At 65.4% G+C, this 11,237-nt stretch carries 8 protein-coding genes and 1 pseudogene; 5 read left to right on the top strand and 4 right to left on the bottom strand.

All coding sequences use genetic code 11. The features are described from left to right. Positions 1 to 4: 4 nt before the first annotated feature. Positions 5 to 1,646 (bottom strand): annotated as a pseudogene (locus MSIMFI_RS11060) (multicopper oxidase family protein). A gap of 120 nt (positions 1,647 to 1,766) precedes the next feature. Here MSIMFI_RS11060 and lpqS point away from each other — a divergent pair. The 4 genes from lpqS to MSIMFI_RS29240 all read left to right on the top strand — a co-directional run bounded on the left by lpqS (position 1,767) and on the right by MSIMFI_RS29240 (position 5,697). After that, entirely contained in the window at positions 1,767 to 2,174 is a 408-nt protein-coding gene (lpqS, locus tag MSIMFI_RS11065) for a putative copper homeostasis (lipo)protein LpqS (RefSeq protein ID WP_318187388.1), read from the top strand. A 165-nt stretch (positions 2,175 to 2,339) separates the two neighbouring features. Then, positions 2,340 to 3,458, top strand: a complete 1,119-nt coding sequence (locus MSIMFI_RS11070; protein ID WP_191498135.1) for a PLP-dependent cysteine synthase family protein — start codon at positions 2,340 to 2,342, stop codon at positions 3,456 to 3,458. Then, positions 3,458 to 4,732, top strand: coding sequence for an MFS transporter (locus tag MSIMFI_RS11075; RefSeq protein ID WP_191497230.1), 1,275 nt, complete (start codon positions 3,458 to 3,460; stop codon positions 4,730 to 4,732). Before MSIMFI_RS11070 ends, MSIMFI_RS11075 begins: the two co-directional genes overlap by 1 nt. A 71-nt stretch (positions 4,733 to 4,803) precedes the next feature. Further along, positions 4,804 to 5,697, top strand: a complete 894-nt coding sequence (locus MSIMFI_RS29240) for a PPE family protein (RefSeq protein WP_191497231.1) — start codon at positions 4,804 to 4,806, stop codon at positions 5,695 to 5,697. Positions 5,698 to 5,706: 9 nt separating this feature from the next. Here MSIMFI_RS29240 and MSIMFI_RS11085 read toward each other — a convergent pair whose 3' ends face one another. The 3 genes from MSIMFI_RS11085 to MSIMFI_RS11095 all read right to left on the bottom strand — a co-directional run bounded on the left by MSIMFI_RS11085 (position 5,707) and on the right by MSIMFI_RS11095 (position 10,098). Beyond that, the gene (locus tag MSIMFI_RS11085) at positions 5,707 to 6,438 is read right to left on the bottom strand and encodes an SDR family NAD(P)-dependent oxidoreductase (RefSeq protein ID WP_191497232.1); all 732 of its coding nucleotides are present in this window, start codon (positions 6,436 to 6,438) and stop codon (positions 5,707 to 5,709) included. A gap of 12 nt (positions 6,439 to 6,450) precedes the next feature. Next, complete coding sequence (locus tag MSIMFI_RS11090) at positions 6,451 to 7,221, bottom strand: SDR family oxidoreductase (RefSeq protein WP_191497233.1); 771 nt, start codon at positions 7,219 to 7,221, stop codon at positions 6,451 to 6,453. An 84-nt stretch (positions 7,222 to 7,305) separates the two neighbouring features. Beyond that, complete coding sequence (locus MSIMFI_RS11095; protein WP_191498136.1) at positions 7,306 to 10,098, bottom strand: helix-turn-helix transcriptional regulator; 2,793 nt, start codon at positions 10,096 to 10,098, stop codon at positions 7,306 to 7,308. A gap of 124 nt (positions 10,099 to 10,222) precedes the next feature. On the opposite strand from MSIMFI_RS11095, the gene MSIMFI_RS11100 reads away from it, so the two are divergent. After that, positions 10,223 to 11,020: an SDR family NAD(P)-dependent oxidoreductase gene (locus MSIMFI_RS11100; protein ID WP_191497234.1), complete on the top strand. Its 798-nt coding sequence runs from the start codon at positions 10,223 to 10,225 to the stop codon at positions 11,018 to 11,020. Positions 11,021 to 11,237: the final 217 nt, after the last annotated feature.

The raw sequence follows: 11,237 nt of genomic DNA on the forward strand, positions 1-11,237 counted from the left end.
ACCGTCAGAGCGTGTAGTTCAGGAGCGTCATCATGCCGGCGTCCTGGTGGTAGGTGTTGTGGCAGTGCATAACCCACTGGCCGGGGTTGTTGGCGACCAGGACGGCCTGGACCTTCTGCTTCGGCAACACAATGACGGTGTCCTTGCGGGGGCCCAAGGTTCCGTCGGCCTTCATCACCTGAAAGGTGTGGCCGTGTAGGTGTATTGGGTGCCACATCATGGTGGCGTTGTCGAACGTGAGGGTCGGGCGCTGGCCCTGCCGTACGTGCAGCGGTTTGGTCCGGCTGTAGGGCTCGCCGTTGATCGTCCAGTCGTATTTCGCCATCGTTCCGCCCAGGACCACCGGCAAGTTCAGGTTGGGTTCGGGCCGACCCAGATTGGCGGTACTTGTCGCGACAAACATCTCGACGGTACCCACCCGTTTGTTGAGTTCGGCCGGCCTGAACTGCGGATCGGGCGGGCTGCCGGCCCCGGTCGAAAGCAGCGCGCGCGCCAGGGCGTTTTTGCCTTCCGCAGCCGCGACCAATGGAAAGACGCCGTCGCCCGCGGTCACGATGACGTCGTAGCGTTCGGCCATGCCGATCAGCAAGGCGTCGACCGGGGTGGGTATCACCGGGTAACCGTCGGTGTGGGTCACCGTCATGGTGTGACCGGCCAGGGCGACTCGGAATGCGGTGTCGGAAGCGGTGTTGATGAACCGGATACGGATCCGCTGGCGGGGTTTCGCGGTGAAGGAACTGGGCGCCGTCGGAATCCGCCCGTTGACCAGATAGTACGGGTAGGCGATGTCCCCGGCGTCGCCGCCGAGCAACTCGCTGGTGCCGACTTCGCCCCCCGGCATCCCAGGCATTCCCGGCATTCCTGGCATTCCTGTCCCGGTAGTCGTGGTCGTCTCAGTGGTCGTAGTTGTCCCAGTGGTCGTCGTAGTAGTGGTCGTAGTCGTGGTGGTTGGGGAGGTCGTCGTAGTAGGAGTGGTGTTGGTCGTCGTGGGCTTGTTCGGATCGGTCAGCTGCTCGAAGAGCTGTTGCGGACTCTTGCCGACGCCATCGGTCCAATCGTCAAGGATGACAATCCATTCCGCGTCATACCGTAGTGGTTCGGTCGGATCGTCAACGATCACGGGCAGATAAAGCCCCATGTCGGCTTCCAGCCCGGCGTGCGGATGGGCCCAGTAGGTGCCGGGGTCCGGGACGGTGAACCGGTAGGTGAAGTCGTGGCCCGCGGCGATGTTCGGGGTCGCGGGCTCGGCTCCGTCCATGTCGTTGCGCAGTGCGATGCCGTGCCAATGCACAGACGTCGGACGGTCGAGCCGGTTGTGCACCGCCACGACAAGCTCATCACCAACGGTTGCGCGGATCAGGGGTCCTGGGACGGCGTTGCCGTAGGCACAGTGTGTGCACGGTAGGCCCACCCAGGTCGATCACCGCGTGTTGCGGGGTCAAATTGGCGGTCACGGTCCGCCCACTGTGCGGGCGGGCAGCTTCAGCCGCAGCAATAGCGTCCGCCATCGCCGCCCTACCCGTCGGCTGGTTTTGCGAATGGCAGCCGGCCAGCGCGAATCCGCTGGCGATACCGGCGCCGATGAAGCCGCGCCTACTGAGCTGCACTCCGCCGAAGGGGTGACCGCTCGTTGGCAGTACCGGCATTGACCGCTCCTCGTCTTGAGTTGATTCGGAACCGCGCTCTTACCCTGCTAGGACATCGGGCAATACGCAACCGTCAAGTCCCCTTTACATGATACCCATAGGGGGTATACAGTGAGCGCCATGAAAGGCCGACGCGTGGTGGTTACGCGATCCGCGATCGCCGCGGTCGCCCTGGCCTGGGTGGTGGCCGCGATAGCCGCCCAATGCTGGCTGCCCCAGATACACCGCCACGCGACTCATCCCAACCACCCTCTGGTGACGTCCGTTGGCAAGGAGTTCGCGGTCAACATCGACCACGCGCACCTCTCGGACAACTCCACACCATCGTGCCCGGAGCAGTTCGCGACCGGGGTGCTGCCGCGGTCAGCCGCGCAGGCGTTGGAAGCCGCCGCCATCGCGGTGGCTGTGGGCATCGCGGGTGTGCTTACCTGCCTCGTCGTGCGCGCCGGGCGCGGGCCACCACCAGTGCTGGCTTCCGCTTGCACCGGTCAAGACCTGTTGACTCGCTTCTGTCTGGCTCGTCGCTGATTGGTCAGCGCCAGGCCCTGGTATGGCCATTGTGGCCATTCGCCATTGCCGGTGACCGCTGACCCACATCAACCGCTGCGCATAACGCGTGGCCCCGATGCAGAAGCGACGACAACCATGAACAATCCCCGAATTGTCATCCCCACCCGCTCGCACCGCACCCCCGTGCAATCGCGCCAGACCCGGGACCGGTACCGCCTCGTTCCCGAGGGGTATCACCTCACCCCCGGCCGGAATCGCCACCCCGGCAGCATGGTCGGCAACACCCCGGTGCTCTGGATTCCAGGTCTCTCCCAACCCTTCGGCTCCGACCGTGGTTTCTGGGCGAAGCTCGAAGGATTCAATCCCGGTGGGATGAAAGACCGCCCCGCTATGCACATGGTCGAGCGGGCCCGCGCCCGCGGCGACCTCGGACCCGGCAGCGCAATCATCGAATCAACCAGCGGCACATTGGGATTGGGGCTAGCCCTGGCCGGGAACGTGTACCGGCACCCGGTCACCCTGGTCACCGACCCGGGTTTGGAGCCCATCATCGCGCGGATGTTGACCGCCTACGGCGCCCGCGTCGACATGGTGACCGAACCGCACCCGGTCGGCGGCTGGCAACAGGCACGCAAAGACCGGGTCGCGCAGCTGATGGCTGCCGACCCCGGCGCGTGGAACCCCAACCAATACAGCAACCCCGACAACGTCGACGCCTACCGGCCATTGGCGGGTGAGCTGGTCGCCCAGCTTGGGCCAGTCGATGTCCTGGTGTGCTCGGTGGGTACCGGGGGGCACTCGGCCGGGGTGGCCCGAGTGCTGCGGGAATTCAACCCGGACATGCAGTTGATCGGTGTGGACACCATCGGGTCCACCATCTTCGGCCAGCCCGCGTCGAGCAGGCTGATGCGCGGCCTGGGCTCGAGCATCTATCCCGGCAACGTCGACTACGGGGCATTCAACGAAGTGCATTGGGTTGCTCCCGCCGAAGCCGTCTGGGCGGCCCGCACCATGGCCGCCACCCACCACGCCAGCGGCGGATGGAGTGTCGGAGCCGTCGCGCTTGTTGCCGGATGGGCCGCGCGAAAATTGCCGTCCGGCACCACTATCGCGGCGATTTTCCCCGACGGGCCGCAACGCTATTTCGACACGATCTACAACGACGAATACTGCAACGAGCACGAACTGCTCGGCGGGCAACCCCCGACCGAACCCGACGAGATCGCCTCGCCCACAGACGCGGTCGTAAGCCGATGGACACGCACCACCACAGTGATCAACCCAACCCAGGTGGTGTCGTGATGGGATTGCTTGCACAGTTCCGCAGCTTCAACCGTCCCAGCCGCGTGCTGATGATCAACCAGTTCGGCATCAACATGGGCTTCTACATGCTGATGCCTTACCTGGCTGATTACCTCGCGGGCCCACTTGGACTCGCGGCTTGGGCCGTGGGTCTGGTGTTGGGGGTGCGCAACTTCACGCAACAGGGCATGTTCTTCGTGGGCGGGACGCTCGCCGATAGGTTCGGCTACAAACCGCTGATCGTGGCGGGATGTCTGGTACGCACCGGCGGGTTCGCACTGCTGGCTGTCGCCCAATCGCTGCCTAGTCTGCTAATTGCCTCGGCCGCCACGGGTTTCGCCGGGGCCCTGTTCAACCCCGCGGTGCGCGCCTACGTCGCGGCCGACTCCGGTGACCGCAAGATCGAGGCGTTCGCGATGTTCAACATCTTCTACCAATCGGGGATTTTGCTCGGCCCGTTAGTGGGATTGGCGTTGTTAGCGTTGGACTTCCGGATGACCGTCGTGGGCGCTGCTGCCGTGTTCGCCGTGCTGACGATCGCGCAGCTATTGGCACTGCCGCAGGACCGAGCTGGCCACGCGCAAGGAGGGACGGCGAAGACGTCGGTCCTGCAGGACTGGCGGATCGTGGTTGGCAACCGCTCCTTCCTGTGGTTCGCGGCCGCCATGACCGGCGTCTACGTGCTGTCGTTTCAGATGTACCTGGCGCTTCCCATGCAGGCGTCGGTGCTGGCGCCAGGCCACCAATCTGTCCTGGTGGCTGCGATGTTCGCGGTGTCCGGCCTGGTCGCCATTGCCGGGCAGCTGCGGATCACCCGCTGGTTCGCTTCGCGGTGGGGTGCCGGACGCGGCCTGGTGGTCGGCGCGACGATCCTGGCGGCGTCCTTCGTGCCGCTGGCGTTGGTTCCGAACGGCGAACGGTTCGGAACTCTTGCGGGAGTCGCGGTGTTGTTGGTTTCGGCGGCCATGCTGGCCATTGCTTCGGCGGCGTTGTTCCCTTTCGAAATGCGCGCTGTGGTCGCACTGTCAGGCGACCGGATGGTGGCGACACACTACGGCTTCTACAGCACCATCGTGGGAGTCGGAATCCTCGTCGGCAATCTCGCGGTCGGGTCGCTCATGACCGCCGCACACCGCTGGGATGCCGATGAACTGGTGTGGAGCGGCCTGATCCTCTTGGGGCTAGTCGCGGTGCTCGGACTCTACCGACTGGACAGGTCGGGACCCCGCTCGTCAGTAGCCCCGTCAGGTCGCCTGATCACGATTGGCGGATAGTCCGGTAACGATTTCGGCCGAACCTCGTTGCTAATGGCTGCGACACATCATGAGCGGTTATCAAGGCGTACGTGGATTTCGGAGCGTTGCCACCGGAGGTCAATTCGGCCCGAATGCATTCGGGCCCCGGCTCAGGCCCGATGCTGGTTGCCGCGTCGGCCTGGGACAAGTTGGCCGACGACTTGTATAGCACTGCGGCGTCCTATAGTTCGATCCTGTGGACGCTCACCGACGAAGGTTGGCGGGGTCCGGCATCAGGTTCGATGGCGGCCGCCGTCATCCCGTACATACGCTGGCTGACGAGTACCGCCGCCCAGGCCGAGCAGATCGCTGATCAAGCCAGGACCGCTGCCAGCGCATACGACACCGCCTTCGCCGCCACGGTGCCGCCGTCGGAGATTGAGGCCAACCGTGCTCGAATGGCATCGCTGGTCGCGGGAAACGTTGTCAGTCAAGACACCCCGGCGATCACGGCTCTCGAGGCCGAGTACGGGGAAATGTGGGCCCAGGATGCCTCCGCGATGTATCGCTATGCCAGCGGTTCGGCGGCGGCCGCAACGGTGATGCCGTTTGCGTCGCCAACCTTGGGCGACTATCTGTCCGGGATGCTGGGCTCCGACGGCGATGGCGGCGACCCCGATATGTCGGCCCTGGCGATGTCGGCCGTGCCTCAAGTGTTGCGAAGCCTCGCGCGGCCGGGGCAATCGGCATCCGCTGCCGCGACGATGGCAAGGTTGCTGCGCGTCAGCCCGTTGTCACCGGTCAGCGCCTTTGCGGCGGCTATCAGTTCGCCGACGAGTATGACGTCGTCGGGGACCTCGGCTGCCATGGTCAGCCAGCAGACGCCGGCTGACCACCATATGAAGGTGTCGGCGGGGTGGGGTCGTGGTCAGTTGGTCGGTAGCTTGGTGGTGCCGCGCAGCTGGGGTCCGACCGCGTTTGGTTCGCTGAGATCGATTGCCTGACCAGACATCTCAGACGGCCGCGCCGCCGCCGTCGACGTGCAGGGTCGAACCGGTGATGAAGCTGGACCGGGGAGAGCTCAGAAACAGTACGGCTTCGGCGATCTCGGCAGCGAACGCGGTGCGGCCCAGCGGCAAGGCCTTTCCGAGCTCTTCGTTGATGTCACCCCATTCAGCGGCTACACCCTGCGTGCGGGTGGGACCCGGCGCGACGCTGTTCACGCGCACCCCTCGCGGGCCGAACTCGGCGGCCCAGGTGCGGGTTAGCGATTCCAAGGCGGCCTTGGATGCGCTGTAGCCCGACGCGCCGGGGATTCCTTTGAACGCGGCCATGGTGGTGATGTTGACGATGCTGCCATGTCCGCGCTGCAACATTGCGGGTACCAGGCCGGCAACCAGAAAGTAGGCGCCGCGAACGTTGGTATCGAAGAGCGACTCGAAGACGGCCATGTCCTGGTCGACGGTCAACGCGGACGGAAAGCTGGCGGCGTTGTTGACGATGATGTCGACCTCGCCGCACTGCTGCACAAGCGAATTCACCGACTCGGCGTCCGCCATGTCGGTCTGGACGAACCGCGCCTTAGCACCGTTAGCTCCGATAGCATGGGCCGCTTGCTCACCTCGGGCTCGGTTACGGCCCGTGATGATTACCGTGGCTCCTTCGCTGGCGAGCAGGCGCGCAGACTCCAGTCCGATGCCCGCGGTTCCACCGGTGATAACCGCAGTATGGTCCAGCAGTTCCATGGCAGCTCGTCCCTAACGAGTAGTGCTGGGTAGGTTAGCGGCGGCCCAGTCGCTGAAGTGGGTCTCGAAGATCGTCACATCTTCACCGTCGACGGGAACGATGCTGCGGTCGTCGAGCACGGCACCGAAATAGGGGGCAGTTGGGTCGGTCACCACCTGACGCGGATCGCCGTGGGCGGTAAGGCCGATTCGGACGAAGTCGTCCATGCCGAACTTGTCGGGACCGGCGATATTGGTGATCCCGTTGAGCGGCTGGCCGATTGCCGCGCGGGTGACGGCGGTGGCGACGTCCGTGGCGGCGATGGGTTGGATGGCCGCGTCATGTGATAGGCGCACGGTGTTGCCGTCGCTGGCCGAATCGGCGATGCCCTTGACGAATTCGAAGAATTGGGTCGCGCGCACGATCGAGTACGGGGCGCCGGACGCCTCGATCAGCTTCTCCTGGGCGGCCTTGGCTCGTAGGTACCCACTTTGCGGTACTCGATCGGGGCCGACGATCGACAACGCGACGTGATGCCGCACACCGGCGGCCCGCTCCGCCGCGAGTAGGTTCCGCGTCGAGGCGGTGAAGAAGTTCATCACATCGTCATCGGCGAAAGACGGTGAGTTGGACACGTCGACAACCGTGTCGACACCCGTGACGGCCTCGGCAACGCCTTCGCCGGTCACGGTGTTAACACCCGAGCTCGGGGATGCCGAGACAGCCTCGTGTCCCAGCTCGGTAAGCATGGCTACAACCTGCGACCCGATAAGCCCACTGCCGCCGACAACCAGAACCTTCATGACCAAGCCTTTCAAGTTTCCCGATGAACCGTCCTATCCAGGATGGCCTAACCGGTGGCTAGTGGAGCCCTTGAAAGTCCGTAGTCAAACCTGCGTAGTCGGCCCGGTGCCACGCAGTTGACGGCGTGACTTGATGCCGAGCTTGGCGAACACCTTCCGCAGGTGCCATTCGACGGTGTGCGTGCTGATGAACAACTGCGCGGCGATTTCGGGGTTGGTAAGCCCGTCACCGGCCAGCTTGGCGATCTGCGCCTCCTGGGCGGTCAGCTCGCCAGCCGAAACACCAGCGGTGTGCAGCGAGCGCTTGCTCACCTTCTGGCCGGTGACCAGGAGCTCACGGCGGGCGCGTTCGGCGAACCCTTCCGCGCCCATCCGCCCGAACATCTCGAGCGCGGTATGCAACTGGGCGCGCGCGTCGACGCGGCGATTGCAGCGGCGCAGCCATTCTCCGTAGAGCAGGTGCGCGCGGGCGAGATGGACGGCGATCCCGGTGCGCTCCAGCCGTGCGATTGCCTCCCGGTAGGCATCTTCGGCTATTTGGTTGTCGACCAACAACGCCCGGGAGCGAGCCAAAACACCCGCTGCCCAATCGGTTCCGCTGCCTTGCACGCGCTCGTCGAGGTGGCCGAGCGCGTCGCGTGCCGTCTCCAGTTCTCCGGTTCGAGCGGCCGCTTCGATCAGTTCGATAAGGCACCAACCGAACAGGCCCAAGTCCTCGTCTTGGCATGCCCGCTGAGCCGCCGCGAAGGCATCGTCGTAGCGGCCGAGGCCGTTGTACAGCACGGCCTGCGCATAACCCGTCAAGCCAATGACCCGGCCTTCGCCCCTAGAGATTCCATCCTCGGCCGCCGTCTCGATCAAACTAGTCGCGTCCGCCTCGATGCCACGCCATGCGGCCAACAGCACCGAGTGATACTTCAGCGGCGCGTACCCGGTTGCCGCTGCGATGGTGTTGGCCTCGTCGATCAGAACCGAGGCTGACGCGAACTCGCCCGCCTGTACGTGGACACCGGCGCGATAGGCCAAGGCAAGAGGTAGGACGGCGAGTGCCCCCGCGTCGCGGGCCAACCGCACCGCGTGCGTGGCAAGTTGCCGCCATACGTCGTCGTCCCACAGTTCGTGCGCCGCGGACTCCTGCACGATGGGAAACGCCTGCCAGAACCAGGGCATGATGTCGCCCTGAGACTGTTCGGCTTCCGCACGGATCAGGTTCAGCGCGTCGCGAAGCACCGTCACACTTGCGGAATGGCCGTCGGTCACCCGTAGCGTGATGCCATCCAGCAGCAGATCGACCGGCCGTGCGGGGTTAGGGCCAGGTGGTGCCGCGCGGGCGGCAGCCGCCGTCATCGCGATACCGCCGTGTGGGCATAACCGGCCGCCGAAGAGTGCTGCGCCAACGGCTTCCAGGTAAGTCTCCCGCGACTGCGCAACATCAAGTGACTCAAGCCGTTTGGCGGCATCTAGGAGGCCGACGGCGGAGTCGGAGACGGTCGGCGCGTCGGCGTCGCCGCTTCGGCTTCTGGCGAAGGCGATCTGGGCGCGCAACTGTGCGACGCTGGCCCGCTGCAGCTCGTCGAGCGTCGCGGATTCGGCCATGGTCAGCAGGTCTTCGGCAGCGTCGAATGCTGCCGAGTCGCGCTTGGCCCGGGCCGCGGCCAGTGCCCGGGCGCCCCTGCGGACCGGGTCGGCGGTCAGCTGCGACGCCCGCTCCAAGAAGGCGGCCGCGGCGGCCACACCGCCTCTGGCCTGCGCGCGCTCGGCAGAGCGCTCAAGCTGCACTGCTACCGACTCGTCCGGACCTGACGCCGCGATGGCCAGATGCCACGCGCGTCGATCGGGGTCGGATTCGGAGTCGGTTGCCTCGGCCAGCGCCCGATGAGCGCGCCTGCGTTCCAGCAGATTCGCCGCGCGGTATGCCGCCGAGCGCACCAACGGATGGCGGAACCGCACCCGGGTTCCGACGTCGATCAGCCCCGCCGCTTCAGCTCCCGCGGCAGCGTCGTGGGGAAGCCCCAGGCTCTCGGCGGCGCGCAGCAACAGCGCCGCGTCGCCGACTGGTTCCGCGGCGGCGGTGAGCAACAACTGCTGGGTGTCACCCGACAGCGATTGGATCCTCCTGAGGAACGTCTGCTCGATCTGCCCGACCAGACGTCGTGCGTCCGGCCGCGCGAAGCCTCCGGCCAACTCGTCGGCCGTCAGACCCATGGGCAGTTCCAGCAGAGCCAATGGATTGCCGCGGGTTTCGGCGACGATCCGGTCGCGCACTTGGTTGTCCAACCGGCCCGGGATGACGGAATCCAGCAGTGCGCGCGCATCGCCGGCGTTGAGCCCCTGGACGACCAGGCTCGGTAGGCCGTCCAGCTCGCCGGCCGTTGCGTCCTGTGGATCATCGCGCACCGCAAAAATCATCGCGACGGGCTCCGCGATCAGCCGGCGGGCCACGAACGCCAACGTCTGGACCGAACCGCGGTCGATCCACTGGGCGTCGTCGACGAGCAAGATCAGCGGCTGGCGCTCGGTCGCCGCGCCGATCAGGCTCAGGACTGCCAGTCCCACCAGAAACCGATCGGGAGCCGACCCGGCGCGGCGACCAAACGCGACATCCAGCGCGTCGCGTTGCGGACCCGGTAGACGACCGACGCAGTCCAGCAGTGGTGCGCAGAGTTGATGCAATGCTGCGAAGGCGAGCTCCATCTCGGACTCGACGCCCGCCACTCGCGCCTCGCGGAAGCCCGACGTGCGCTCGGAAACAAAGTCGAGCAGGGCTGACTTGCCGATACCGGCCTCGCCGCGCAGTACGAGCACTTGGCTCTGGCCGGAGCGGGCCAGGGACGTCAGCCGTTGCAGGGTCGCACATTCTGCGCGCCGACCCCGCAAACCCCGCAAACGTTGTGCCCTATCAGTGTTGGTCACGATTGCCGTCTGACATTACCCAGCACCGGGGCGGCAGGCTTAAATCAATTGCTTGACTTAACACTGTCCACGCCGATTAACTCGTCGTGTGGGCAACGAACTGGCGGCCAAAGTTGCCGTCGTGACCGGCGGAGCCTCGGGTATCGGTCGCGGCATCGTGGAGCGGTTTGTGGCCGAGGGCGCCCGGGTCGTCATCGCCGACGTCCAGCAAGACCTTGGCGAGGCGCTGGCCAGCGCGCTCGGCGACGCGGCCGCTTTCGAGCCGACGGACGTCGCCGATCCCGAACAGGTCGCAGCGCTGGTCGCAACGGCAGCCGAGAAATTCGGTGGTTTGCACGTCATGGTGAACAACGCCGGGATCTCCGGGACCATGCACCGCCGATTCTTTGACGACGACCTAGCCGATTTCCATCGCATCATGGCGGTCAACGTTTTGGGCGTGATGGCTGGTACCCGGGATGCCGGTCGGCACATGGCCGCGCACGGTGGAGGATCGATTATCAATCTGACCTCGATTGGCGGCATCCAGGCCGGCGGCGGCGTGATGTCCTACCGCGCCTCCAAGGCGGCGGTCATCCACTTCACAAAGTCCGCCGCAATTGAGTTGGCCTACCACGAAATTCGGGTTAACGCCATCGCTCCGGGCAACATACCTACCCCGCTGCTGGCGACGTCGGCGGCGAATCTGGATCCGGCGGAAGTCGAACGGTTCGAGGCGAAGATTCGCCAGACGATGCGCGACGACCGGCCGCTGAAGCGCGAGGGCACACCCGGCGACATCGCGGAGGCGGCACTGTATTTCGCCAGTGAGCGGTCGCGGTATGTTACCGGTACCGTGCTGCCGGTCGACGGGGGTACGGTCGCGGGCAAGGTGATTCGATCCTAGGCATTTGCGACTAGGCACTTGCGCCGAACGTGCATTCAGAGTGGATTTCTCGCCATCTTTTCGCACTGAGTGCACATTCGGCGACCTTCGGAAAGATGACATGTGATGGGGACCCCCTCGGCACAGACGCTCGATGATCTATGCGTCGGTAATTTTTCAGGAGCTCGAGGAGGTCCCGCTGATGACGATGGTAGGCGGTTTTGACGTGCATCGGCAG

It is taken from the genome of Mycobacterium simulans (assembly GCF_900232995.1).
GTDB lineage: Bacteria > Actinomycetota > Actinomycetes > Mycobacteriales > Mycobacteriaceae > Mycobacterium > Mycobacterium simulans.

What these genes read in the sequence shown, in the direction of transcription:
- MSIMFI_RS11090 (WP_191497233.1), bottom strand. Translation starts at nt 7,221, where the DNA reads ATGAAGGTTCTGGTTGTCGGCGGCAGTGGGCTTATCGGGTCGCAGGTT.
- MSIMFI_RS11085 (WP_191497232.1), bottom strand. Translation starts at nt 6,438, where the DNA reads ATGGAACTGCTGGACCATACTGCGGTTATCACCGGTGGAACCGCGGGC.
- lpqS (WP_318187388.1), top strand. Translation starts at nt 1,767, where the DNA reads ATGAAAGGCCGACGCGTGGTGGTTACGCGATCCGCGATCGCCGCGGTC.
- MSIMFI_RS11075 (WP_191497230.1), top strand. Translation starts at nt 3,458, where the DNA reads ATGGGATTGCTTGCACAGTTCCGCAGCTTCAACCGTCCCAGCCGCGTG.